This is a genomic window from Kribbella sp. CA-253562 (assembly GCF_050942265.1).
Taxonomy (GTDB): Bacteria; Actinomycetota; Actinomycetes; order Propionibacteriales; family Kribbellaceae; genus Kribbella.
The window spans coordinates 7,444,636-7,468,583 of sequence record NZ_CP192049.1; the positions used below are offsets into that span (position 1 = coordinate 7,444,636).

At 70.0% G+C, this 23,948-nt stretch carries 21 protein-coding genes; 6 read left to right on the forward strand and 15 right to left on the reverse strand.

The annotated features are described in order from the left end of the window. Positions 1 to 11 precede the first annotated feature (11 nt). The gene (gene cpt, locus ACQPXM_RS35255) at positions 12 to 584 is read left to right on the forward strand and encodes a chloramphenicol phosphotransferase CPT (RefSeq protein WP_432942242.1); all 573 of its coding nucleotides are present in this window, start codon (positions 12 to 14) and stop codon (positions 582 to 584) included. A gap of 1 nt (position 585) precedes the next feature. Here the strand turns inward: cpt and guaA are convergent, their stop codons facing one another. The 3 genes from guaA to ACQPXM_RS35270 all read right to left on the reverse strand — a co-directional run bounded on the left by guaA (position 586) and on the right by ACQPXM_RS35270 (position 5,969). Continuing rightward, positions 586 to 2,136 carry a glutamine-hydrolyzing GMP synthase gene (guaA, locus tag ACQPXM_RS35260; protein ID WP_432942244.1) on the reverse strand — a complete coding sequence of 517 codons (1,551 nt, stop codon included), beginning with the start codon at positions 2,134 to 2,136 and terminating at the stop codon, positions 586 to 588. 509 nt (positions 2,137 to 2,645) lie between these two features. Continuing rightward, positions 2,646 to 4,355: a GMC oxidoreductase gene (locus ACQPXM_RS35265; protein WP_432942246.1), complete on the reverse strand. Its 1,710-nt coding sequence runs from the start codon at positions 4,353 to 4,355 to the stop codon at positions 2,646 to 2,648. A gap of 21 nt (positions 4,356 to 4,376) precedes the next feature. Next, entirely contained in the window at positions 4,377 to 5,969 is a 1,593-nt protein-coding gene (locus ACQPXM_RS35270; protein WP_432942248.1) for a succinic semialdehyde dehydrogenase, read from the reverse strand. Positions 5,970 to 6,106: 137 nt separating this feature from the next. On the opposite strand from ACQPXM_RS35270, the gene ACQPXM_RS35275 reads away from it, so the two are divergent. Together ACQPXM_RS35275 and ACQPXM_RS35280 are read left to right on the forward strand one after the other, a co-directional pair. Then, positions 6,107 to 7,552, forward strand: a complete 1,446-nt coding sequence (locus ACQPXM_RS35275; protein WP_432942250.1) for a hypothetical protein — start codon at positions 6,107 to 6,109, stop codon at positions 7,550 to 7,552. Positions 7,553 to 7,611: 59 nt separating this feature from the next. After that, positions 7,612 to 8,196 carry a TIGR03086 family metal-binding protein gene (locus tag ACQPXM_RS35280; protein ID WP_432942252.1) on the forward strand — a complete coding sequence of 195 codons (585 nt, stop codon included), beginning with the start codon at positions 7,612 to 7,614 and terminating at the stop codon, positions 8,194 to 8,196. On the opposite strand, the gene ACQPXM_RS35285 is transcribed toward ACQPXM_RS35280, so the two are convergent. The 10 genes from ACQPXM_RS35285 to groES form a co-directional block, all read right to left on the reverse strand. Continuing rightward, the gene (locus tag ACQPXM_RS35285) at positions 8,177 to 8,566 is read right to left on the reverse strand and encodes a hypothetical protein (RefSeq protein WP_432942254.1); all 390 of its coding nucleotides are present in this window, start codon (positions 8,564 to 8,566) and stop codon (positions 8,177 to 8,179) included. The genes ACQPXM_RS35280 and ACQPXM_RS35285 overlap by 20 nt on opposite strands. A gap of 78 nt (positions 8,567 to 8,644) precedes the next feature. Continuing rightward, positions 8,645 to 9,382, reverse strand: coding sequence for an alpha/beta fold hydrolase (locus ACQPXM_RS35290; protein ID WP_432942256.1), 738 nt, complete (start codon positions 9,380 to 9,382; stop codon positions 8,645 to 8,647). 118 nt (positions 9,383 to 9,500) lie between these two features. After that, positions 9,501 to 10,607, reverse strand: coding sequence for a GuaB3 family IMP dehydrogenase-related protein (locus ACQPXM_RS35295; RefSeq protein ID WP_432942258.1), 1,107 nt, complete (start codon positions 10,605 to 10,607; stop codon positions 9,501 to 9,503). A 9-nt stretch (positions 10,608 to 10,616) separates the two neighbouring features. Beyond that, on the reverse strand, positions 10,617 to 11,315 hold the full coding sequence (locus tag ACQPXM_RS35300; protein ID WP_432942260.1) for a DUF4276 family protein: 699 nt from the start codon (positions 11,313 to 11,315) through the stop codon (positions 10,617 to 10,619). Further along, positions 11,312 to 12,451 (reverse strand): AAA family ATPase, encoded by a 1,140-nt coding sequence (locus ACQPXM_RS35305; protein ID WP_432942261.1) that lies wholly within the window; start codon positions 12,449 to 12,451, stop codon positions 11,312 to 11,314. The genes ACQPXM_RS35300 and ACQPXM_RS35305 overlap by 4 nt, the downstream gene beginning before the upstream one ends. Positions 12,452 to 12,548: 97 nt before the next feature. Next, entirely contained in the window at positions 12,549 to 14,063 is a 1,515-nt protein-coding gene (gene guaB, locus ACQPXM_RS35310) for an IMP dehydrogenase (RefSeq protein WP_432942263.1), read from the reverse strand. A 244-nt stretch (positions 14,064 to 14,307) separates the two neighbouring features. Continuing rightward, positions 14,308 to 15,798 (reverse strand): hypothetical protein, encoded by a 1,491-nt coding sequence (locus tag ACQPXM_RS35315; RefSeq protein ID WP_432942265.1) that lies wholly within the window; start codon positions 15,796 to 15,798, stop codon positions 14,308 to 14,310. After that, entirely contained in the window at positions 15,791 to 16,411 is a 621-nt protein-coding gene (gene shbA, locus ACQPXM_RS35320; protein ID WP_077014937.1) for an RNA polymerase sigma factor ShbA, read from the reverse strand. The genes ACQPXM_RS35315 and shbA overlap by 8 nt, the downstream gene beginning before the upstream one ends. Before the next feature lie 233 nt (positions 16,412 to 16,644). Further along, positions 16,645 to 18,264: a chaperonin GroEL gene (groL, locus tag ACQPXM_RS35325; RefSeq protein WP_432942267.1), complete on the reverse strand. Its 1,620-nt coding sequence runs from the start codon at positions 18,262 to 18,264 to the stop codon at positions 16,645 to 16,647. A gap of 119 nt (positions 18,265 to 18,383) precedes the next feature. Then, positions 18,384 to 18,680: a co-chaperone GroES gene (gene groES / locus ACQPXM_RS35330; protein ID WP_077014935.1), complete on the reverse strand. Its 297-nt coding sequence runs from the start codon at positions 18,678 to 18,680 to the stop codon at positions 18,384 to 18,386. A 284-nt stretch (positions 18,681 to 18,964) separates the two neighbouring features. On the opposite strand from groES, the gene ACQPXM_RS35335 reads away from it, so the two are divergent. The 3 genes from ACQPXM_RS35335 (at position 18,965) to ACQPXM_RS35345 (ending at position 21,370) form a co-directional block, all read left to right on the forward strand. Continuing rightward, on the forward strand, positions 18,965 to 19,477 hold the full coding sequence (locus ACQPXM_RS35335) for a peptidoglycan-binding domain-containing protein (RefSeq protein ID WP_432942269.1): 513 nt from the start codon (positions 18,965 to 18,967) through the stop codon (positions 19,475 to 19,477). A 92-nt stretch (positions 19,478 to 19,569) separates the two neighbouring features. Beyond that, on the forward strand, positions 19,570 to 20,184 hold the full coding sequence (locus ACQPXM_RS35340) for a peptidoglycan-binding domain-containing protein (RefSeq protein ID WP_432942271.1): 615 nt from the start codon (positions 19,570 to 19,572) through the stop codon (positions 20,182 to 20,184). 22 nt (positions 20,185 to 20,206) lie between these two features. Then, positions 20,207 to 21,370 carry a class I SAM-dependent methyltransferase gene (locus ACQPXM_RS35345; protein ID WP_432942273.1) on the forward strand — a complete coding sequence of 388 codons (1,164 nt, stop codon included), beginning with the start codon at positions 20,207 to 20,209 and terminating at the stop codon, positions 21,368 to 21,370. 156 nt (positions 21,371 to 21,526) lie between these two features. On the opposite strand, the gene ACQPXM_RS35350 is transcribed toward ACQPXM_RS35345, so the two are convergent. Continuing rightward, positions 21,527 to 22,195: an NUDIX domain-containing protein gene (locus tag ACQPXM_RS35350; RefSeq protein WP_432942275.1), complete on the reverse strand. Its 669-nt coding sequence runs from the start codon at positions 22,193 to 22,195 to the stop codon at positions 21,527 to 21,529. Next, the gene (locus ACQPXM_RS35355; RefSeq protein WP_432942277.1) at positions 22,192 to 23,946 is read right to left on the reverse strand and encodes a CTP synthase; all 1,755 of its coding nucleotides are present in this window, start codon (positions 23,944 to 23,946) and stop codon (positions 22,192 to 22,194) included. Before ACQPXM_RS35355 ends, ACQPXM_RS35350 begins: the two co-directional genes overlap by 4 nt. Positions 23,947 to 23,948 lie beyond the last annotated feature (2 nt).

Sequence of the window (23,948 nt, forward strand, 5' to 3'; positions counted from 1 at the left end):
ACCGTGGCCCGGTGAGACCGACCGAACAGACCTCGTCGTACCAGGTGATCGTGCTGAACGGCGGATCGAGCTCGGGCAAGAGCAGGCTCGCGCGGGAGCTGCAGAAGGTGCTGCCGGATGCTTGGCTCAGCCTGAGCATCGACGACCTGGTCGACGCGATGCCGCCGTCGCTGGTCGACGACGGCGCCGGGATCAGCTTCGGCGACCAGGGTGAGGTGTCGGTCGGCGACGGCTTCGGCGCCCTGGAGAAGGCCTGGATGGCCGGGATCGCGGCGATGGCCCGGGCCGGCGCGCGGATCCTCCTGGACGACGTGTTTCTCGGCGGAGCGCAGTCGCAGGCCCGGATGCGCGCCCAGCTCGACGGCCTGAGGGTGCTCTGGGTCGGCGTCCGCTGCGATCCCGCGATCGCCGCCGAACGAGAACTGGCCCGCGGCGACCGGGCGCCCGGCATGGCCGCCCGGCAGGCCGAGGTCGTGCACGAAGGCGTCGGTTACGACCTGGAGGTCGACACCGGCACGACCGGGACGCCGGAGTGCGCCCGCGCGATCGCCGCGCGGGTCGCCTCCGGCCACAATCCGGCCTAGCTCACTCCCACTCGATGGTGCCCGGCGGCTTGCTGGTGATGTCGAGCGTGACGCGGTTGATCTCGTCGACCTCGTTGGTGATCCGGGTGGAGATCTTCTCCAGCACCTCGTACGGCAGGCGGGCCCAGTCGGCGGTCATCGCGTCCTCGCTGGTGACCGGACGCAGCACGACCGGGTGGCCGTAGGTGCGGCCGTCGCCCTGCACGCCGACCGAGCGGACGTCGGCCAGCAGCACCACCGGGAACTGCCAGATGTCGCGGTCCAGGCCGGCCGCGGTCAGCTCGGTCCGGGCGATCAGGTCGGCGGCGCGCAGGATCTCCAGCCGGTCCTTGGTCACCTCGCCGACGATCCGGATGCTCAGCCCCGGGCCCGGGAACGGGTGCCGGTAGACCATCGACTCGGGCAGCCCGAGCGCGAGCCCGAGTTCGCGGACCTCGTCCTTGAACAGCGTGCGCAGCGGCTCGATCAGCGAGAACTGCAGGTCGTCGGGCAGGCCGCCGACGTTGTGGTGCGACTTGATGTTCGCCGCGCCGGTGCCGCCGCCGGACTCGACCACGTCCGGGTAGAGCGTGCCCTGCACCAGGAACTCGATGTGCCGCTCGGCGTCGAGCTTGCGGGCGGTCGCCTCGAAGGTCCGGATGAACTCGCGGCCGACGATCTTGCGCTTCTGCTCGGGATCGGTGACGCCGGCCAGCGCGGTCAGGAACTGCTCCTCCGCGTCGACGACCTCCAGCCGGGCCCCGGTGACGGCGACGAAGTCCTTCTCCACCTGGTCGGACTCACCGGCGCGCTGCAGCCCGTGGTCGACGTACACGCAGGTCAGCTGGTCGCCGATCGCCTTGCTGACCAGCGCAGCGGCGACCGCGGAGTCCACACCGCCGGACAGGGCGCACAGGACCTGCTTGTCACCGACCTGCTGGCGGATCAGCTCGACCTGCTCGTCCACGACGTTGCTGGTCGTCCAGTCGCCGGTGCAGCCCGCGATGTCGTACAGGAAGTGCTCCAGCACGGCCTGGCCGGCCTGCGAGTGCAGCACCTCCGGGTGCCACTGGACGCCGGCCAGCTTGCGGTCCAGGTCCTCGAACGCGGCGACCGGCGCACCACCCGACGCAGCCAGTACGGCGAAGCCGGCCGGCGGCGCGTGCACGGCGTCACCGTGCGACATCCAGACGTTCAGGTCCTCGGGGATGCCGGCCAGCAGCGTGCCGGCCTCGCTCACCGTGACCGGCGTCCGGCCGAACTCGCGCAGCCCGGTCTTGCGGACGTCGCCGCCCAGCGTCTGCGCCATCGCCTGGAACCCGTAGCAGATGCCGAACGCCGGCACGCCCGCGTCGAACAGCGACGACTCCACCCGCGGCGCGCCCTCGGCGTACACCGACTGCGGGCCACCGGACAGGATGATCGCCTTCGGGTTGCGGGCCAGCATCTCCTCGACCGGCATCGAGTGCGGCACGATCTCGGAGTACACCTTCGCCTCGCGCACCCGGCGGGCGATCAGCTGCGCGTACTGCGCACCGAAGTCGACGACGAGAACCAGGTCATGATCAGTCACCGTTAGAGGGTATCGGTGCAGGTCAGCGGGACTGTAATCGCGCCGGTGGACCGCTCGGTGGGCGTCGTCGGCAGGGGCGTGACCCGGCGAGTCCGGCCGCTCGCGGACCGCGGTCACCCGGCGGCCAAAAGAAAGTCCGAAAGATTTTCCGGAACCTCGTAACCACCTCTGGACGGGCTCGTTGATGTGTGCAGAGGCGGTCACCGCAAGGAGATCGCCGCTCCGGAACCGGGATATTACGAATAGCACGCAGAGTGGTCACAACCACTCTCCGCAGCTCGAATCTTCTGGAATCGGTAGTAGAGTGGGGCACACAAGAGCTCGGGTCGCCAGCTGTGGTTGGTGACCCGATCCCAAAAGCGCCGGGCGCCTCACCCCGGCTTGAGTGGGCCCCTCGGGAAACGATTTGGGCGGAAACGTTCCCGAGGGGCCTGCTCCCTTTTCTGGCCCGAATTAAGCCCTCAGCGCGGAATGCACCGAAGCTGAGGGCTTTTCATATTCTCCTGGCGTTACGGTTTCGTCACAGCGCGCGGTGGATTGATCTCGACAATGGGAAGTCGCAACGCCCCGGGAGCATCCACCGGCACCACTGGTCGCTCCGGCACCACCGGCGCCACCCGCTGGTACGGCGCACCGACGGCCGGCCGCGGATCCGGCTGACCCTTGTTCGGCCAGAACGACAGCGCCCGCTCGGCCTGGGCGGTGATCGTCAGGGACGGGTTGACGCCGAGGTTCGCCGAGATCGTCGAGCCGTCCATGATGTGCAGCCCGTCGTAGCCGTAGACCCGGTGGTACGGATCGACGACACCGGTCCGCGCCGAGTCGCCGATCGCGCAGCCGCCGATGAAGTGCGCGGTCATCGGCACGTTGAACGGCTCGCCGATCGTGCCGCCCGGCGTCCCGCCCATGATCTTCGCCATCCGCCGGACCACCTGGTTGGCGATCGGGATCCAGGACGGGTTCGGCGCGCCGTGGCCCTGCTTGGAGGTGAGCCGCCAGCGGCCGAACCGGTCCCGCCTGCCGAAGGTGGTGATCGAGTTGTCGTCGGTCTGCATCACCAGCGCGATCACGGTGCGCTCCGACCAGTGCTTCAGGTCGTACAGGCTGCGGATGTTGCGGCGCTGTACGCCCAGCTCACGCAGCCAGGTCCGCCAGCGCGGCTTGTCGCCGTCGCCGTCGGTGAGCACGGTCTGCAGCAGCGACATCGCGTTGCTGCCCTTGCCGTAGCGAACCGGCTCGATGTGGGTGGTCTCGTCGGGATGGAACGACGAGGTGATCGCGACCCCGCGGCTGTAGTCGACGTCGCGGTCCTTCGCGATCGCGCCGAGCAGCGACTCGGAGTTCGTCCGGGTCAGCACGCCGAGCCGGTCCGACAGCCGCGGCAGCTTGCCCTCGTCGCGGAGCCGGTGCAGCAGCTTCGCCGTCCCGAGCGCGGAGGCGGCGAAGACCACCTGCTCGGCGGTGAACCGCCGGGTCAGCTTGCGGTTCGACGTACGACGGGTCTCGATCGCGTAGCCGCCACCGGCGAGCGGCTCGACCGACGTCACCGTGGTCATCGGGTAGACCTGCGCGCCGGCCTTCTCGGCCAGGTAGAGGTAGTTCTTGGTCAGCGTGTTCTTCGCGTTGTGCCGGCACCCGGTCATGCACTCGCCGCAGTCGATGCAGCCGGTCCGCCGCGGGCCCGCGCCGCCGAAGAACGGGTCGTCCACCTCGACGCCGGGCTCACCGAAGAACACCCCGACCGGCGTCGGGTGGAAGGTGTCCCCCACGCCCAGTTCGTCGGCGACCTGCTTCATCACCTTGTCGGCCGGCGTGAAGTGCGGGTACGTCGTGACGCCGAGCATCCGCTTGGCCTGGTCGTAGTACGGCGCCAGCTCGGACTTCCAGTCGGTGATGTGGGCCCACTGGCGGTCGGTGTAGAAGGCCGGCAGCGGTTCGTACAGGGTGTTGGCGTAGACCAGGCTGCCGCCGCCGACGCCCGCGCCGGACAGGATGATCACGTCCCGCAGCGCGCTGATCCGCTGGATCCCGTACCAGCCGAGCTTCGGGGCGAACAGGAACCGGTTCTTGTCCCAGGAGTTCTTCGCGAATCCGGCGTCGTCGAACCGCGCGCCCGCCTCCAGCACCGCGACCCGGTAACCCTTCTCGGTCAGCCGCAGCGCGCTCACGCTGCCGCCGAACCCGGACCCGATGATCACCACGTCGTGGTCGAAGCTCATGCATCCGCCTTTCGTGGTGGGTCAGGCCCGGCCGAGCTTCTTCAGGACGCGCAGTGCGGTCGTCATCACTTCGGCGTAGGTCTCGTCGCTGACCCCGTGCGAGGCCGCGATCGGCAGCAGCCGCTGGGTCGCGATCGCCTGCGGGTCGACGTACCGGCGGATGCCCTCGACGCCCTGACGGCGGCCCAGGCCCGAGGCCCGCATGCCGCCCATCGGGGTGTCGATCGAGCCGAAGGTGGCCGCGTAGCCCTCGTTCACGTTGACCGTACCGGCCACCAGCTGGGCGGCGATCGCCCGGCCCCGGCGGCCGTCGCGGGTCCAGACGCTGGCGTTCAGCCCGTACTCGCCCTCGTTGGCCCGCTCGATCGCCTCGGACTCGTCGGAGAACCGGTACAGCGAGACCACCGGCCCGAAGGTCTCGTGGTCGAAGCACTCCATCTCCGGCGTCACCCCGGACAGCACGGTCGGCTCGTAGAACAGCGGGCCGAGATCCGGCCGCGCCCTCCCGCCGGCCAGGACGACGGCACCCTTGGACCGGGCGTCCTCGACGTGCCGGGTGACGGTCTCCAGCTGGGCCTTGGAGATCAGCGAGCCCATGTCGACGTCCCAGCCGGTCCCGGCCGACAGCTTCAGCTTCTTCACCCGGTCGATGAACGCGGTCACGAAGGCGTCGTAGATCTGGTCCGCGACGTACAGGCGCTCCATCGAGACGCAGAGCTGGCCACCGCTGTTGAAGCAGGCCCGGATGGCGCCTTCGGCGGCGCGGTGCACGTCGGCGTCACGCAGCACGAGCATCGGGTTCTTGCCGCCGAGCTCCAGGCTGCAGCCGATCAGCCGCTCGCCGGCCTGCTTGGCCACCAGGCGGCCGGTCTTGGTGGAACCGGTGAAGCAGACGTAGTCGACGTTCTGGATGATTGCGCCACCGACCGTCGGGCCGTCACCGTTGACCGCCTGCCAGGCTTCGCGCGGCAGACCGGCTTCGTGCAGCAGCTCGATCGCCCGGAGCGCGGTCAGCGGAGTCTGGCTGTCCGGCTTGAGCACCACGGTGTTGCCGGCCAGTACGGCGGGCAGTCCGTCGGACATCGCCATGCTGAGCGGGTAGTTCCAGGGCGAGATGATGCCGACGACACCCTTCGGCACGAACCGCTGCTCGGCCCGGGTGAGCACTGGGAACATGCCCAGCCGGCGCTGCGGCCCGAGCAGCTCGGCCGCCTTGCGCCCGTAGTACCGGGCGGTGAGCGCGACGTGCGCGACCTCCTCGAAGGCCTGCTTGCGGGCCTTGCCGGACTCCAGCACGACCAGGTCGACCAGCTCGTGGCGGTGGTCCAGGATCAGGTCGTGGTAGCGCAGCAGGATCGCGGCCCGGTCCGCCAGCGCGGTCTGCTTCCAGCTGCGCTGCGTACGCCGGGCGGAGCGGACCGCGGCGACTACGTCGTCGGCACTGGACAGCGGCAGCTCGGCGACCGGTTGCCCGGTGGCCGGCGCGTACGTCGTACGGGTGCCCGCCGTGGCCCGCAGCAACCCGGTCAGCCGCCGGACCACCGACTGGTCGGTGCCCCACGATGCGGTCGGGTCCAGCTCTGGGTCGGCCGGGATCGAGGTCTGCTCGCTCATTCCATCAGGCTACCTGTGGGTAACAGCTTGTGTCAGCAGTGTGCCGTCGGCACGGACTCGCGTGGGCGAGGTGAGGTGGATCACGGCGCGAAGCACTAAGGTGATCCGTTGAGTCAGCGAAGGGGTGGAACGTCAAGATGGTGGACAGCGGGGGGCTTTGGACGCCTCCTGAGGACGAGCTCGGCGAGGCGCTGCAGACCGCCCAGGTACTGATCGAGGAGGGCCGCGCCGACGAGGCCGGGCCCTACCAGCAGCGGGTGATCGAGCTCGCCCGCGAGCGGGCGACCGACCGGCCGGACCACTACGAGGCCAAGCACCTGATGGCCGCCACGCAGTACGAACTGGCGGGCTCGCTGAACGCCTCCGGCCGGCACGAGGAAGCCCTCGCCGCGCTGCACGAGGCCCAGCTCGGCTACACCGAGCTCAGCGACGCCGGCGTACTGGACGCCACCTCGTTCCTGGCCGACGTCCGGGCCCGTCGCGCGATGACTCAGGCCCACCGCGGCTGGGGCGCGACCGCCGTACTGGAGATGGACGGCGCGGTGATCGCGTACGGACAGCTCGTCGGTGGTCCGGACAGCGTGCACCACCAGCCCGACTTCGCCCGCGTGCTGGCGATGAACGCGCTGATCCTGCGCCGGTACGGCGATCCGGACCTGGCGGTGGCGTCTGCCGACGCGGCAGTGCAGCTCTTCCTGCAGCTGGCCGGTCAGATCAACGAGAGCGCCCAGTCGCTGTCCTACGCGCGCTACCTGTGCTCGGCCGCGGCCGTCTCGGCCGACATCCACGCGGCGGAGGGCCGGCTCGACCTGGCACTGGAAGCGGACGAGATCGGCCTCAGTACGGCGGACACGCTGGCCGACTCCGAGTCGGCGACCGACCTGCGCACGCTGGTCGCGGCGCTCACCCGGAAGGGCCGGCACCTCAACCAGGTCGGCCGGGTCCTCGAGGGCGAGAACTGCCTGCGGACGGCGTTCGCCACCGACGAGGAAGCCGCGCAGCGGGTCGTCGACGAGCTGGACCGTGGCATTCCGCCGTCACTGACGACGGCGCTGGAGACGGCGGAGATCAAGCTCGGGCCGTTCGAGCAGTACTTCCGGTTGATGGCGTTGAGCGAACCGGCGCCCGGTATGACGCTGGCGACCGTGTCCGGGCGGACCGATCCGGAGTCCGCGGTGGTGCGCGCCACCGAGCTGGCCGAGCTGGTCCGGCCGCTGCTCGCGCACGACGCGGAGACCGCGCTGACGCTCGGGCTGGAGTCGCACTACCTGTTCGCGATCTCGTCGGAGCGCGAGTCGCAGCGGATGCGCTACGAGACCAGCACGTACGCGCCGATCTGGGCGCGGCTGCTGCTGGACATCTCGGAGGCGTACCACGCGGCCGGGCAGACCGAGATGGCGCTGGACCTAGCCGGATGGAGCGCGGAGGTTGCGACCGCGTTGATCCCGTTCACCACGAGCAACGGCGAAGTCGCCGAGCTGGCCGGCTCCTGCTACCGCCACCACGGCGACCTGCTGGCTGCCAAGGGCGACTTCCTCGCCAGCCAGCATGCCCACGAAGCCGCGGCCCAACTGCAGACCTGACCGGAGTCGTTGACTGGCCGCGGTGCCGGGCGCACGCTGGCGCCAAGGGGGCGAGGGCCATGGACGTCGTCGAACAGCATCGCCGGGCCAGTGCCGAGTTCGTCCGGCACGTGGAAGCTGTCGGGCCCGACCAGTGGGACGCGCCGACGCCGTGCGCGGACTGGGACGTGCGGGAGCTGGTGAACCACGTCGTCGGCGAGGAGCGTTGGACGGTGCCGTTGCTGGCGGGGAAAACGATCGCGGATGTCGGCGACACGCTGGACGGCGATCTGCTCGGTGACGATCCTGCCGCGGCCGCTGCGCGCGCTGCGGCCGACGCGCAGGCTGCGACGGCAGATCCGGCCCCAACCGTGCATCTCTCGTACGGCGACGAGGACACCACCGAGTACCTTCGGCAGCTGGTCGCCGACCAGCTGGTCCACGGATGGGACCTCGCGGTGGCGATCGGGTCGACGCCCCGGATGGATCCCGAGGTGGTCAGCGAGGTGGCTCAGTGGTTCGAGCAGCGCGAGGCGGCGTACCGGGACGGCGGCGCGATCGGGGCCCGGGTGCCGAGCGGGCCCGACCCGGTGGCGCGCCTGCTCGGCGCCTTCGGCCGGGACGTGTCGTGGACGCCGGGCGGGATCAATCCTGCTCGGGCTTGAGCGCCCCGACGAACAGACCTGCTTCGGTTTCCGTCATCCCGGTCTCGCTGACCACCAGCGCGGTCGCCTGGTGCAGTTCCCCCGCGGCCTTCAGGGCCCGCGTCCGCTCGGCCAGATTCGCCCCCGGGAGCCGGACGACCGGCGTACCGGTGACGGGTGGGACGTAGCGGCCGAGGCGGATGTCGTCGACCAGTTCCTTGGCGTGCTTGAGTTCCGCGCCGGTCCGGTCCATCACGTACTTGACCGCGAACACGGACTTGCGGGTGGTGAGCAGGAAACGAACCTGGTCGACGTCCCCGGCGGACAGTTGCGCCCGCGCAGCGGCGAGGGCGACGTTGTCGGCTTCGGTGCGGCGGCTGAACAGTCCCATGGATCAATCCTTCCAGAACGGCCCAATCCGCGAGCGGCCGCCACAGGTGTCCCACCTCACCCCCGGCGCGCCGCCGCGTCAGCCGGCCAGGACCCGCAGAATGTGCGGCCAGACCAGCGCCCCGAAGGCTCGATCGGCCTGCTCGTTGCCACCTCGAGCCATCTGCTGCCCGCCCACCTTGGGCTGCTCACCCGGCAGCACCAGGCGATGCCCTGCCTCCGGCGAGGTCAGCACGGTGGTGACCAGCTCGCCGTCGGCCGCGGCGCGGCGGCGTACGAGATGTTCGGCGAACTCCGCTGACGGCCAGACCTTGTCGTCACCGCCGACCAGCAGCAACAACTCGCCGCGGAACCGCTCGGCCGGGATCTCCGCTTCCTTCGCCTCGGCGGGGAACTTCCGCAGCCGCTGCCGGTAGCCGTCGACGTACGACGGCGGGTGGTCGGTCGGCTCCCAGTCCAGGTCGAACGGCACGAACGGCAGCGGCTTGCCCTGCCAACTCCAGTGCGAGGTTTGTACGCCGTCCTCGATCCAGGCCCAGACATGAGCAGCAGGCGCGCACCCGACCACCACGTCGACCCGGTCGTCCACCGTGCCGAGCAACAGGGCCGCCGCGGCGCCGTACGAACTCCCCATCACGACCAGCCGATCGTTGCGGGCCGCGAGCTCGTCGAGCGGGAACGACTCGAGCGGGATCTCGCTGACCCGCTCGTCGAACCACGTCGGCGCGAGCACGTCGTACCCCTGCTGCTCGAGAACCTCGGCGCGCTGCAGATCGGGGACGCCGCTCGAGCCGTGCAGGAGCAGGACGCCGGTCATGGGGCCTCCCGGCCTGGACTGAGGAGTGGAGGGAGCGAAGACCAGAGCGACGAGGGAAGGGCCGGGAGTTACAGCCCCATGACCCGCCGCGACGGAGTCGCGGCATCGAATACCGTCGTCACCCGACGACGACCTCGACCCGCTGGAACTCCTTGAGCTCCGTGTACCCCGTGGTCGCCATCGCGCGCTTGAGCGCGCCGACCAGGTTCATCGTGCCGTCCGGGACCCAGGACGGGCCGAACAGGATCTGCTCCATCGTGCCGGTCACGCCGACCTCGACCCGCTCACCGCGCGGCAGATCCGCGTGCCACGCCTCGGCGCCCCAGTGGAAACCGCCACCGGGCGCGTCGCTCGCGCGGGCCAGCGGGGAGCCGACCATCACGGCGTCGGCGCCGCACGCGATCGCCTTCGCCACGTCGCCGGACCGGCCGACCGAACCGTCGGCGATGACGTGCACGTACCGCCCGCCGGACTCGTCCATGTAGTCGCGCCGGGCCGCGGCCACGTCGGCGACCGCGGACGCCATCGGCACGGCGACGCCGAGCACCTTGCGCGTCGTGTGCGCCGCGCCACCACCGAAGCCGACCAGTACGCCGGCCGCTCCGGTCCGCATCAGGTGCAGCGCGGCCTGGTGGGTCGCGCAGCCGCCGACGATCACCGGGACGTCGAGGTCGTAGATGAACTGCTTGAGGTTCAGCGGCTCGGCCTGGCCGGAGACGTGCTCGGCCGAGACCGTCGTACCGCGGATGACGAACAGGTCGACGCCCGAGTCCACCACGTGCTTGGCGAACTGCTTGGTCCGCTGCGGCGACAGCGCACCGGCCACCGTCACACCGGAGTCGCGGATCTCCTGCACCCGCTGGGAGATCAGCTCGGGCTTGATCGGCGCAGAGTAGATCTCCTGCAGCCGGGTGGTCGCCTCCTCGCGGTCGAGCGTGACGATCTCCTCGAGCAGCGAGCTCGGGTCCTCGTACCGGGTCCACAGCCCTTCGAGGTTCAGTACGCCGAGACCGCCGGCCTTGCCGATCGCGATCGCGGTGGCCGGCGACATCACCGAGTCCATCGGCGCGGCCAGGATCGGCAGCTCGAACCGGTACGCGTCGATCTGCCAGGCCACCGAGACCTCCTCGGGGTCCCGGGTCCGCCGCGACGGCACGATCGCGATGTCGTCGAACGCGTACGCCTGCCGGCCGCGCTTGGCCCGGCCGATCTCGATCTCGGTCATGGGAGCAGCTTACCGAGGCGGGTCTTGACTCCCGGCCGGAGGGGACAGCAGCCGATCGACCCACTCGCTGAGGCCCGGACAGCGTTCCATCACCGAGACCAGGCCGCCTTCGCGAATCACCTCGATGCCGTCGGTCACCTTGTCGTAGTCAGGCCAGCAATTCTGAACGCGTTTCGACGGAGCCGTCTCGAAAGAGTCGTTGAGCAGCTCGACGTCGCCGTCGACGGACCGCGCCTCCGCCTGCAGCTGCTTCGCCACCGACTGGTCGCCGAGGACGTGCGAGGTTCCGAGGGCCGCGGCGATCACCCAGGTCTCGAACTCGTGCAGGACGACATGCGGCACGAAGCGCGGATCGTCGATCGCATCGGCCATCGCACGAATCCGCAGATCGGTGCACTTGCGCGCCTGGTGCCGACGATCGCAGCAGTCCACGCCCGGAGCGTTCCGGGGGTAGGCGTAGAAATCGACCAGGATCGAGACCCGATGCAGATGAGTGGCTCGGAGCAGCCGGCGGATGTCGTTCTCGTAGTGCTTCCACACCATGCCGCCACCCTTGAAGGTGGTTCCGTCCGCGAGACGGGAAGTCTTGACGATCACCGGGGTGACGTAGACGTCGAAGGCCTGCAGGTACGGAGCGAGGATCTCGCTCACGAACGCCGACTCGGTCTGTCCCTCGACAACGATCGCGATCTGGCGAAGCTGCGTCATCGACCCACCACGCGCGGGGAGTCGTCCGGTCTGGGCCGCCCGCCGAGCAGGTTCTTCTCCCACAGCTCGCCGAGGGAGTATTCGCCGAGCCACTCCTCCAGCGCCCGCGGGTCAGGTCGCTGGATCTGCGTTCCCGCGCCGGTCCGTTCGACGATCGCCACTTCATCGACGCTGAACTGCTCGAGCAGGGTGACCGACTGAGTGGCCGCGACCACGCTCCGGTCAGCGGCCGCACGGCGCAGCAGCGCCGCCAGTTGATGAATCGCGAAAGGATGCAGTCCGAGTTCGGGTTCGTCGAGCACGATCGTGCCAGGCATGTTGTCCTGCAGGAGCAGCACCGCCAGGCAGACGAAGCGCAGGGTCCCGTCACTGAGGTTGTCAGCGGAGAACACCGAATCCAGTCCACGTTCGCGCCATCTGAGGCGGATCGCGGCTCCTTCGGGTTCCAGCACGAAGTCGTCGAAATACGGGGCCACGGTGCGGACGACCCGAACGATCCGGCGGTAGCGCGGAGGATCCTCGGTCCGCAGTCGGAGCAGCACAGCGGCGATGTTGCGTGCATCCGGTGCCAGTGTGACGTTGTCCGCCGGATCCACCCGCCGCTTGACGGGTGCATCGGCGCTGGTGTCGTCGAAGTGGAACACGCGGCAACCGGAAACGACGTTGAGCACGTACGACGCCTTGGCCGCGGTCTCTGCCTGCGCGCGCAGCCGGCTCTCCCGGGCTGTCCCCAGGCTCGTCTCGTGCGGCCGGTCGTACTTCGACCTGTCGTGGAACATCGTGGTCTCGCGGACGACGGCTGTGTCGTCCGGACCTGGCTCGATCCGCACTTTGTAGCCGTTCGACACGTCTTGTTGCCAGTGGCCCCAGACTTCGATGTCGATCGTCTCGGGTGACAGCGCCGGATCCGCCGTCCGATGGAGCAGGGTGGCGAACCCTCCGGTCCGCACGAGGCTGTCGTTGAGCTGTTGGTCGATGATCCGCCCGAGCATCTCGAAGGCGTCGACCACGTTGCTCTTGCCCGCGCCGTTCGGACCGACGAGCAGCGTCACCGCACTCGACAGTTCCAGGACGGCGTGACTCAGCGAGGTGAGACCCCTCACCTCAAGACGCCGAAGCGGCACCTCGACGGTCACCCGAACCTCCACCAACGGTCGCTACCACCGGTGTACACCAGTGGTAGCGACCACCTTGTCATACCACCGACAGGTTTCGGGGCAGCTGTGCAGGCGGTCAGCGGCCGGAGTAGTTCGGGGCTTCGACCGTCATCTGGATGTCGTGCGGGTGCGACTCCTGCAGGCCGGCCGAGGTGATCCGGACGAAGCGGCCCTTGTCCTGGAGTTCGGCGACGGTGCGCGAGCCGCAGTAGAACATCGACTGGCGCAGGCCGCCGATCAGCTGGTGCGCGACGGCCGACAGCGGGCCACGGTACGGCACCTGGCCCTCGACGCCCTCGGCGATCAGCTTTTCGTCGCTGCCGACGTCGCTTTGGAAGTAGCGGTCCTTGGAGTAGGACTTGCGCAGCCCGCCGGCCGACGACATCGCGCCGAGCGAACCCATCCCGCGGTAGGCCTTGAACTGCTTGCCGTTGATGAAGACCAGGTCGCCCGGGGACTCCTCGCAGCCGGCCAGCAGGGAGCCGAGCATCACGGTGTCCGCGCCGGCGACGAGCGCCTTGGCGATGTCGCCGGAGTACTGCAGTCCGCCGTCGCCGATCACCGGGACGCCGGCCGGCTTGCAGGCCAGCGACGCCTCGTAGATCGCGGTGACCTGCGGGACGCCGACGCCGGACACGACGCGCGTCGTACAGATCGAGCCCGGTCCGACGCCGACCTTGACGCCGTCCGCGCCGGCCTCGACCAGCGCCTGGGCGCCCGCGCGGGTGCCGACGTTGCCGCCGACGACGTCCACGCCACGGGTGGCCGGGTCGGCCTTGAGCTTGCGGATGATCTCCAGCTGGGCCTGGGAGTGGCCGTGCGCGGTGTCCACCACGAGCAGGTCGACGCCGGCCTCGACCAGCGTCATCGCCCGCTTGTACGCCTCGCCGTAGAAGCCGATCGCGCCGCCGACGCGCAGCCGGCCGGTGTCGTCCTTGGTGGACAGCGGGAACTGGTCGCGCTTGACGAAGTCCTTCAGCGTGATCAGGCCGGTCAGCTTGCCCTCGGCGTCGACCAGCGGCAGCTTCTCCACCTTGTGCTTGCTGAGCAGCGCCATCGCGTCGTCGGCGGAGATGCCCTGCCGGCCGGTGATCAGCGGCTGCTTGGTCATCACCTCGTGCACCGGGCGGTCCTGGCTCGTCTCGAACCGCATGTCGCGGTTGGTGACGATGCCGACCAGCACCCCGGCCTTGTCGACCACCGGCACACCGGAGATCCGGTACTGGCCGCACAGCGCGTCGGCCTCGCCGATGGTGGCGTCCGGGCCGATCGTGATCGGCTGCGCGATCATGCCGGACTCCGAGCGCTTGACCAGGTCGACCTGCTGGGCCTGGTCCTCGATCGAGAGGTTGCGGTGCAGCACGCCGAGACCACCCTGGCGCGCCATCGCGATCGCCATCCGGGCCTCGGTGACGGTGTCCATCGCGCTGGACAGCAGCGGGATGTTCACCTCGATGTTGCGGCTGACCCGGGATCTGGTGTCCGCCTCGGACGGGATCACGTCGGACTCGTTGGGCTGCAGCAGCACGTCGTCGAAAGTCAGACCGAGTACGGCGAACTTGTCGGGAACTCCGGAGGGTGTGATGTCCATGAGGAAGGAAGGCACCTTTGCACGGCGAGAACGGGACACCATGGTATGCCCGGCGCCGCGCACGCCACGCATCGGTGTCCGGACCTGTGGATCCAGCGGGTTCCGGGGAGGAACCCGATGTGCGGGCCGCGGCCCGTCCAGGCGAGCGTCACCAGCGACGCCCGAGGCCACCCCGTACGCCGTACGCCGGGCCGCTGAGCCCTCGCCCCGAACCCGCCTCCGGGGAGACGGGTCGGGCGGTCGGTCAGCGGCCGGTCGGGTGGTTCAGGACCCAGAGGATCTGGCGCAGCGTCACCGGTGACATCGAGCCGTGGGCCCGCTCGAAGGCAGCGTGCTTGCCCTCGACGTACTGGCCGTTGGAGTGCTTTCCCTTGGGGTACTGCTGCTTGGCGTAGCCCAGCGCGAACTTGCCGTTGGAGTGCTTGGCCGCCGCCTCGAGCCGCTGGTTCACGTACTGCTCGAGCCGCTTGGGCTCCACCGGCGCCTCGATCGTCGGCAGCGACGGCTTGACCTCGACCGGCTCGTCCGCGGGCTTCTCGTCCGCGGGCTGGTCGGCGGGCTGGGTGTCGTCGGCCGGGTTGTCAGCGGGCTTGGTCTCGTCCGCAGGCTGCGAGTCTCCGGCCGGCTCCTCACCGGTCTGGTCGCCCGCGTCACCGGTCGTCGGGTCGCCCGCGTCACCGGTCGTCGGGTCGGCCGGCTGCGTGTCGCCGCCCGGCTCGGTCACCTCGGAGCCGGCTCCGGTCTCGCCACCGGCACCGGTCTCCCCGCCGGCACCGGTGTCCCCGCCGGCGCCGGTCTCGCCGGTGTTGTCGCCCGGAACAGGCGTGGTGGTCGGATCCGGAGCCGGAGTCTCACCGCCGGTCTGGCCGTTGCCGCCGTTCGGGTCGGTCGGCTCAGTGGTCGGCGGGTCGCTCGGCTCGGTGGTCGGCGGCGGGTCGGTCGGCGTGGTCGGCGGGTCCGACGGCTCGTCCGTCGGCTGGGACGTCGGCGGGTCGCTCGGCTTCTCCGTCGGGTCGCCGGTCGGCTCCTCGACTCCGGTGCTCGGCTTGACCTCCGGCTCCACGATCGCCTGGTCCTCGGTCGGCTCGGCCGTCGGCCGCAGCGGGTCGCGCGTACCGACGATCGGCTTGTCGACCTCAGGCGGCTCGGGCCGGGCCAACGGCGGCTTCGGCATCAAGGTGTCGAGACCCTGCAGATCGACCGCGAGCGGGTCGGTCCAGCGCTGGTCCTCCTTGCGCTGGTCCTCCTTGCGCTGCTCCCGGATCTTGTCCTGGTAGTCCTTGGCGACCTGGACGATCTTCGTCCGGTCGCTGACGGGCATGCCGTCGAGCTGTTCCTTGGGGAAGCTCGTCTCGGGCCGCAGCTGCTCGACGACCTTCTCGATCACCTTCTCGTACGGCGCCAGCGGGTCGCCGCTGACCGCGGCCGCGACCCCGGACACCGACAGCGCCGCGACGGCCGCCACGCCCACGGCCAGGCCGCGGGCCGCCACCTTGCGGGTGAACGGATCCGTCACCGGGTTGAGCGCCGCGCAGCGCGCCAGGAAGCTCTCCGGATCGTCGATCGACTCCACCGGGAGCTCGCCCTCGACCTCGACCGCCAGGCGCAACTCCGCCAGCAGTTTCAGGGTCGGGTCGTGCTCGCCCGCCTCCCACGCGGACTCCCCACCGGCTGCGAGCAGGTCGAGCAGCGCGTCGTCGGCTTCGATCGCGTCTAAGTCAAAGCGCTCAGCCATGCCGCTCCTCCCCTGCTCCTCGCTCCAGCTTTGCCTCATGCCCCACAAACCCCCTGAGCGTGTTCAACGCCCGATGTTGTGCGACCCTCACCGCCCCCGGTGTCATCCCCAGTGCCCGGCCGGTCTCCTCGGCTGACATCCCCGCAACCACCCGGAGCCGCAGGATCTCCCGCAGCTTCTCCGGCAACTTCTCCAGCAGCCCCACGATGTGCTGGACCTCCGAGTGCCTGACCGCGTGCTCCTCCGGCGTCGGGGACTCGTCCGCCCCGTCCGGCAGGTCCGGCGTCGACACGTCGGCGACCGCGAACGCCCGCTGCGCGTCGGCGACCTTGCGGGCCGCGATCCCGTACACGAACGCCTCGAACGGCCGGCCCTCGTCGCGGTAGCGCCCGAGCGCCCCGAAGACCGCGACACAGACCTCCTGCGCGACGTCGTCGACCATGTCGGCCCCGCCCGGATAGGTCCACAGGCGGGAACGGACGTAACGGTGAGCGACCGCGCGCACCCGGGTCAGCAGATCGTTCAGCGCCCCTGAATCCCCGCCGCTGGCCAGCGCGGCCAGATCGCGGAGTTCCACCCGGTCCTGGGTGTGCGGCACGTGTACCTCGGTCACCCCTCGCCCCCTCGTATCGGACCGGTCAGCCTGCAAGATGCTACGGCCCCGATGCCCCGCTGCCTAGTGGCAATTCGTGATCGCTGAGCATTTTTCATTACAACCTGTCACTACCGCCGGGTACGCGGTTTTTGTCCTGACGAAGGCGGGCTCTCGGCAGACCACGCGGAAAGACAACTGCCCGGCGGGTCCGAGGACCTGCCGGGCAGTCGGTGGTGCGGGGTGCTGAGGAATCAGTGACCGTGGCCGTGGCCGTGACCGGCGGCGGCGGGCTCTTCGTCCTCGGGCTTGTCGACGATCAGCGTCTCCGTGGTGAGCAGCAGGGCCGCGATCGAGCCGGCGTTGGCCAGCGCGGAACGCGTCACCTTGACCGGATCGAGAACACCCTGGGCGAGCAGGTCGCCGTACTCACCGGTGGCGGCGTTGAAGCCGCTGCCGACCTCGAGCTCGGCCACCTTGGCGGTCACGACGTAACCCTCGTACCCACCGTTCTCGGCGATCCACCGCAGCGGCTCGACGATCGACTTGCGGACGATCCGGACCCCGGCGAGCTCGTCGCCCTCCAGGCCGAGGCCGTCCTCGAGCACCGACGCGGCGTGGACGAGAGCCGAACCGCCACCGGCGACGATGCCCTCCTCGATCGCCGCACGGGTCGCCGAGACGGCGTCCTCGATGCGGTGCTTCTTCTCCTTGAGCTCGACCTCGGTGGCCGCGCCGACCTTGATCACGCAGACGCCACCGGCCAGCTTGGCCAGCCGCTCCTGCAGCTTCTCGCGGTCCCAGTCGGAGTCGGTGCGCTCGATCTCGGCCTTGATCTGGTTGACCCGGGCCTCGATCTCGTCGGCCTTGCCGGCGCCCTCGACAACGGTGGTGTTGTCCTTGCTCACGACGATCCGCCGCGCGGTGCCGAGCACCTCGAGGCCGACCTGGTCGAGCTTGAGCCCGACCTCGGGAGCGATCACCTGCGCGCCGGTCAGCGCGGCCAGGTCCTCCAGCATCGCCTTGCGGCGGTCACCGAAGCCCGGCGCCTTGACGGCGACCGAGGTGAAGTTGCCGCGGATCTTGTTCACGACCAGCGTGGACAGGGCCTCGGCCTCGACGTCCTCGGCGATGATCAGCAGCGTCTTGCCCGACTGCACGACCTTCTCCAGCAGCGGCAGCAGGTCCGCCACGGCGGAGATCTTGCCCTGGTTGATCAGGATGTACGGGTCGTCCAGCACCGCTTCGCCGGCCTCGGCGTCGGTGATGAAGTACGGCGAGATGAAGCCCTTGTCGAACTGCATGCCCTCGGTGAACTCGAGCTCGGTGCCGAAGGTGTTCGACTCCTCGACGGTGATCACACCGTCCTTGCCGACCTTGTCGAAGGCGTCCGCGATCAGGCCGCCGATCTCGGCGTCCCGGGCGGAGATGGTGGCGACGTGGGCCATGTCGCCCTTGTCGTCGACCGGGCGGGCGGTCTCGACCAGCCGGGCCGAGACGGCCTCGACGGCGGCCTCGATGCCCTTCTTCAGACCCATCGGGTTGACCCCGGCGGCGACGGCCCGCAGGCCTTCGTGCACCAGAGCCTGCGCCAGCACCGTGGCGGTCGTCGTACCGTCACCCGCGATGTCGTTGGTCTTGGTGGCAACCTCCTTGGCCAGCTGCGCACCGAGGTTCTCGAACGGGTCGTCCAGCTCGACCTCACGGGCGACGGTGACACCGTCGTTGGTGATGGTCGGGGCGCCCCACTTCTTGTCCAGCACGACGTAGCGGCCCTTGGGCCCCAGCGTCACCTTCACCGTGTTCGCGAGCTTGTCGACGCCGCGCTCCAGGGCGCGCCGCGCGTTCTCGTCGAACTCGAGGATCTTCGGCATGGAAAAACCAGTCCCTCTCTCGTTCTTGCGTTCAATGGCCCAGCCGGTCCTGGACCGACTCCGCCCCGGCGCCGGTGATCGGCACCGGGGCGGTGTCAGTCAGGAGTTCTGAGCAGTCGTCACTTGCTGACGACGGCGAGGATGTCGCGGGCGCCCAGGATCAGGTAGTCCTGGCCGTCGTACTTGACCTCGGTGCCGCCGTACTTGGAGTAGATGACCTTGTCGCCGACGGCGACGTCCAGCGGGACGCGGTTACCGTTGTCGTCGATGCGGCCGGGACCGATCGCGAGGACCTCGCCCTCCTGCGGCTTCTCCTTGGCGGTGTCCGGGATCACCAGGCCGGACTTCGTGGTCTGCTCGGCTTCGAGCGGCGCAACGAGGACGCGGTCCTCGAGCGGCTTGATCGTGACCGACACTTGCTGACCTCCACGGTCGAGTTCTTGTGATTCACAGTGCGTCGAGACGGCCGTCCCGCCGCCTGCCGTCGCGGGGGTCAGGGGCCGGGGCCGCTGGCACCCTCGGGTGGAGAGTGCCAACACCGAATCTAGGCCGCGATTAGCACTCGGTCAACTCGAGTGCCAGAAAGTCCGCCCCGGGCGAACACCTCGACCCGCGTCGACTCAACCTTCGCGGCGGTCCACGTCGTCTGGTACCGCACAGGTCGCCGGCCCACCGGTGACCACACGGGAGGGAACCCATCATGTCCGTCGTCTTCACGTCCTGGCGCACCGCCACCGTCCGCCGAGTCGCCGTCGCCGTGTCCGCCGCCGCGGTCGCCGCGGTGCCGCTGACCGCCGCTGTCACCAGCGCGTCGGCCGCCCCGCAGGCCCTGTGGCAGTGCGAGCAGGTCTACAACAAGACCGTGAACAGCGCCGGCTGGACCGTGCCGGCGCTGTCACTGTGGGAGGAGAGCAGCACCAACTGCAACCTCAAGTACGGCGACCTGCCCTACCGGGACCCGAGCAACCCGTTCGGCAACCCGGCGTCGGCGATCAAGGCGCTGCAGACCAACCTCAACTACTGCTACGGCGCGAAGCTCACCGTCGACGGCCGATACGGCAGCGCCACCCGCACCGCGGTCACGGCGGTCCAGAAGCGGCACGGGATCACGGCGGACGGCGTCTACGGCCCGGCCACCCGCTCGGCGATGAACTGGCGGCTGTGGAACCCCCGGCTCGGCCTGTCCAGCGAGCTCTGCTACAGCCCGCTGTAACCCGTTCGGCACTTTCCGCGACCAACCCCTGGGCGACAGCGGCCTGACGTGGGACCGTTACGTCTGAGCGATCACCAGCACGAGGAGCTCAGATGAAACTCCGCTTCGCGTTCCCGAAACCGTCCAAGCCGTCCGGCAAGGCGCTGGTCGCGATCGCCGCGCTGGTGATCAGCCCGATCGCCGTCGGAGCGGCCGCCGCTGGTGGCCGCTCCGGCACGGACTCCGGCCAGGCCGCGAGCGGCGGAGCTCCAGCTGCCCGGACTGCACCGGAGCCCGCACCCGACGAAGTCACCCGCGACGCCGGCGTACGGGCTGCCGCGGCGGCTGCGATGGAGCAGTGCCGGAGCGCCCGGCTCGTGCCCGCCGCCAACGGGTGGGGCGTACCGGCACCTTCGGTCTGGGAAAGCAGCAGCACCCGCTGCAATCTCATGTACGGCGACGACCCGCAGCGCGGCAACGAGCAGTTCGGCGACCCGGACACCGCCATTCGCACGCTCCAGCGCAACCTGAACTACTGCTACGGCTCGAAGCTCACAGTGGACGGCGTCTACGGCAGCAACACCCGTGCGGTCGTCAAGCAGGTGCAGCAGCGGCACAAGCTCGCAGCCGACGGCATCTACGGCCCGCAGACCCGTTCGGCGATGAACTGGCGCCTCTACCACTCGGCCAAGCGGATCTGGAGCAGCGGCTGCTACAGCCCGCTGTGAGCGCTCAGCGCAGAATGAGCGCGTGACACCCGACTCGATCACCACACTGCTCACCCCGCCGGGGTCCGCCGTGCTGGCCGAGGCCTGCGCGGCCTACACCCCCGGCGGCGAGCTGCAGTTGGTCGAGAAGCTCCGCCGCCGGTACGACGCTGCGGTGGTGACCGCCGCCGTCACCCAGGCGTCGCTGCGGCACCGGGCCGTCGCCAAGTTCGGCGCGGACGACGCGGCGCGGATGTTCTTCACCCCGGACGGGCTGGAGCAGTCGACCCGCGCCGCTGTCGCCTCGCACCGCTCTTCGCGGATCGCCGGCGCACTGCCCGGCGCCTCGGTGATCGACCTGGGTTGCGGTATCGGCGGCGACCTCATCAGCGCAGCACGGGCGGGACTGCGCGTCACCGGCGTCGAACGCGACCCGGCAACGGCCGCCGCGGCTGCGGCCAACCTGTCAGCGCTGGACCTGCCGGGCGAGGTGCTGCTGGGCGACGCGGAGGAGCAGGACCTCACGCCGTACGAGGTGGTGTTCGCGGATCCGGCGCGCAGGGCGGACGGGCGGCGGTTGTTCGACCACAACGCGTACTCCCCGCCCTGGTCGTTCATCACCTCGCTGCTGGAGGGCACGGCCTGCGTCAAGGTCGCGCCGGGCATCCCGCACGACGCCGTACCGGAGGGGGTCGAGGCGGAGTGGGTCAGCGACGCCGGTGAGGTCAAAGAGGCTGCGCTGTGGTCCGGCAAGCTGTACGGCGGTGCTGCCCGTCGCGCGACTCTGCTGCCGAGCGGAGCCTCGATCGCCGATGCGCCGGAAGCTGAGGTCGGTCCGGTCGGCCAGTACATCTACGAGCCGGACGGCGCGGTCGTGCGGGCCGGACTGGTCACGGCGGTCGCCGCCGAGGTCGACGGCTGGCTGCTGGATCCGCGCATCGCCTATGTCACCGGGCCGTTCCTCGTGGAAACCGCGCTGGCGTCGGCGTACGAGGTGATCGAGACGCTGCCGTACCGGGAGAAGACGCTGAAATCGTGGGTCCGGACCAACGACATCGGCACGCTGGAGATCAAGAAGCGCGGTGTCGACGTGGACCCCGCGATGCTGCGCAAGAAGCTGGCCCCGAAGGGCTCGCGGTCCGCCACACTGATCGTCACCCGGATCGGCCGCGACGCCGTCGCGTACTCGTGCCGCCGGCCGAACTGACTTGCCAGCGCAGCATATTCGAACATATACTCGAACACGAGAGCGGGTCCCCGGGATGCCTGCCGACGGGCGAGGTGCTGCGCTCGTTGCCGACGACTCCCGGGGGCCCGCCACTAACTCGCGGCCGCTGCTGGCGGCCGATCACTAGGCCTGGCGTCAGCGGTCCTTGGCGGGCCAGGGCGCGTCGGCCGGACGCAGCGCGTCGAAGCCTTCGCCGTTGAGTGCTGCCCACGCGGCCAGCGAGCCCATCACCAGGATCGGGTTGTGCAGATCGCCGGCCAGCGCCGCCTTGACGACGTCCTCGAGCGGAGCCCACACGGTTTCCATGTCGGCTTCCTCGTGCAGCCGGTCGTAGGCCTCGTCGGCCGCCGACAGGTCACGCGCCAGGAAGATCCGGACCGCCTCGTCGGTCAGCCCGGGGGAGGTGAACGCGTCCACCAGGATCCGCCAGTCGGCGGCCTTGGTCGAGGCCTCCTCCCACAGCTCCCGCTCGGCGCCGATCCGGTACGCCTCACCCTGTACGTCGAGCAGCCCCGCCGGTGGCTCGAGCAGGCGGTAGCCGACCGGGTGCCGGTACTGGCGGACCAGCAGCATCCGGTGGTTCTCGTCGAGCGCGACCACGCCGACCGCGCCCGGGTGCACGACGACGTCCCGGGTGAACGGCTCGCCGCCGTTCGGCGGGACCACCTGGTCCCGCCGCACCGAGATGACCCGGCCGGTCGCGTGCACGGTCTCCGACGAGGTCACCTCCCACGATGCCGGCGCATCGGCCAGCCCCGCCCCGAACCGGAGCTCGGCGACCTCCGGCGTCCCGCCGTCGGTCATCGGGCCTTCGCCTTGGCCGCCCCGGCCTTCACCGGCTCCTTGGCCTCGGCGCCCCTCGCCTCGCCGGCCTTCGGCGCCGGCGGGACCTCCTCGACCGGCAGCCGCGACTCCCGCTGCCGGACCAGAGCGGCGCCGATCAGCCCGGAGAACAGCGGGTGCGGCTTGGTCGGCCGCGACCGCAGCTCCGGGTGCGCCTGGGTGGCCACGAAGAACGGGTGCAGCGACTTGTCCAGCTCGATGAACTCGACCAGCTCGTTGTCCGGCGACAGCCCGGAGAACACCAGCCCGGCGTTCTCCAGCTTGTCCCGGTAGGCGTTGTTGACCTCGTAGCGGTGGCGGTGGCGCTCCTGCACCGACGGCGCGCCGTACAGGGAGCGGACGATCGACCCGTCGGCCAGGTTGGCCGGGTAGAGGCCCAGGCGCATCGTGCCGCCGAGATCGCCGGAGCCCGACACGATGTGCTTCTGCTCCTCCATCGTGGCCACGACCGGCTGCTCCGCGTCGGGGTCGAACTCGCTGGAGTTCGCGTCGAGCAGACCGGCCAGATCGCGGGCCACCTCGATCACCATGCACTGCAGGCCAAGACACAGCCCGAGGATCGGGATGCCGGCCTCACGGGCGAACCGGATCGCGCCGATCTTGCCCTCGATCCCGCGGACGCCGAACCCGCCCGGGATGCAGACCGCGTCCACGTCGCCGAGCAGCTTCGCGGCCGCCTCCGGGGTGGCGCACTCGTCGGAGGCGATCCAGCGCAGCGTCACCTTCGCGTCGTTGTCGAAACCGCCGGCGCGCAGCGCCTCGGCCACCGACAGGTACGCGTCCGGCAGGTCGATGTACTTGCCGACCAGCGCGACCGTGACCTGGTCCTTGGGGTGGTGCACGACCCGCAGCAGCTCGTCCCAGCGGGTCCAGTCGACGTCGCGGAACGGCAGGTTCAGCCGCCGGACGACGTAGGCGTCCAGGCCTTCGGAGTGCAGCACCTTCGGGATGTCGTAGATGCTCGGCGAGTCCACGGCGGCCACCACGGCCTCCACGTCGACGTCGCACATCAGCGAGATCTTGCGCTTGACCCCGTCGGGAATCGGCCGGTCGGCGCGGCAGACGATCGCGTCGGGCTGGATACCGATCGAGCGCAGCGCGGCGACCGAGTGCTGGGTCGGCTTGGTCTTCAGCTCACCGCTGGGCGCCATGTAGGGCACCAGCGAGATGTGCAGGAAGAAGACGTTGTCGCGGCCGACGTCGTGCCGGACCTGCCGGGCCGCCTCCAGGAACGGCAGCGACTCGATGTCACCGACCGTGCCGCCGATCTCGTGCAGCACCACGTCGACGTCCGGGCCGGCCATCGCCAGCATCCGGTCCTTGATCTCGTTGGTGATGTGCGGGATCACCTGGACGGTGTCGCCCAGGTACTCGCCGCGGCGCTCCTTGGCGATCACCGAGCTGTAGATCTGCCCGGTGGTCACGTTCGCGACCTGCGACAGGTCCCGGTCGAGGAATCGCTCGTAGTGACCGATGTCCAGGTCGGTCTCGGCGCCGTCGTTGGTGACGAACACCTCGCCGTGCTGGAACGGGTTCATGGTGCCGGGATCCACGTTGAGGTACGGATCCAGCTTCTGCATGGTGACCCGGATGCCCCGTGCCGTCAGCAGACTGCCGAGGCTGGACGCCGTCAGCCCCTTGCCGAGACTGGAGGCGACGCCACCGGTGACGAATACGTGCTTGGTCTGCTGGGAATTCGAAGCCCTGTCCACGG

What these genes read in the sequence shown, in the direction of transcription:
- ACQPXM_RS35265 (WP_432942246.1), bottom strand. Translation starts at nt 4,355, where the DNA reads ATGAGCTTCGACCACGACGTGGTGATCATCGGGTCCGGGTTCGGCGGC.
- ACQPXM_RS35270 (WP_432942248.1), bottom strand. Translation starts at nt 5,969, where the DNA reads ATGAGCGAGCAGACCTCGATCCCGGCCGACCCAGAGCTGGACCCGACC.
- ACQPXM_RS35275 (WP_432942250.1), top strand. Translation starts at nt 6,107, where the DNA reads ATGGTGGACAGCGGGGGGCTTTGGACGCCTCCTGAGGACGAGCTCGGC.
- ACQPXM_RS35280 (WP_432942252.1), top strand. Translation starts at nt 7,612, where the DNA reads ATGGACGTCGTCGAACAGCATCGCCGGGCCAGTGCCGAGTTCGTCCGG.
- ACQPXM_RS35285 (WP_432942254.1), bottom strand. Translation starts at nt 8,566, where the DNA reads ATGGGACTGTTCAGCCGCCGCACCGAAGCCGACAACGTCGCCCTCGCC.
- ACQPXM_RS35290 (WP_432942256.1), bottom strand. Translation starts at nt 9,382, where the DNA reads ATGACCGGCGTCCTGCTCCTGCACGGCTCGAGCGGCGTCCCCGATCTG.
- ACQPXM_RS35295 (WP_432942258.1), bottom strand. Translation starts at nt 10,607, where the DNA reads ATGACCGAGATCGAGATCGGCCGGGCCAAGCGCGGCCGGCAGGCGTAC.
- ACQPXM_RS35300 (WP_432942260.1), bottom strand. Translation starts at nt 11,315, where the DNA reads ATGACGCAGCTTCGCCAGATCGCGATCGTTGTCGAGGGACAGACCGAG.
- guaB (WP_432942263.1), bottom strand. Translation starts at nt 14,063, where the DNA reads ATGGACATCACACCCTCCGGAGTTCCCGACAAGTTCGCCGTACTCGGT.
- ACQPXM_RS35315 (WP_432942265.1), bottom strand. Translation starts at nt 15,798, where the DNA reads ATGGCTGAGCGCTTTGACTTAGACGCGATCGAAGCCGACGACGCGCTG.
- groL (WP_432942267.1), bottom strand. Translation starts at nt 18,264, where the DNA reads ATGCCGAAGATCCTCGAGTTCGACGAGAACGCGCGGCGCGCCCTGGAG.
- ACQPXM_RS35335 (WP_432942269.1), top strand. Translation starts at nt 18,965, where the DNA reads ATGTCCGTCGTCTTCACGTCCTGGCGCACCGCCACCGTCCGCCGAGTC.
- ACQPXM_RS35340 (WP_432942271.1), top strand. Translation starts at nt 19,570, where the DNA reads ATGAAACTCCGCTTCGCGTTCCCGAAACCGTCCAAGCCGTCCGGCAAG.
- ACQPXM_RS35350 (WP_432942275.1), bottom strand. Translation starts at nt 22,195, where the DNA reads ATGACCGACGGCGGGACGCCGGAGGTCGCCGAGCTCCGGTTCGGGGCG.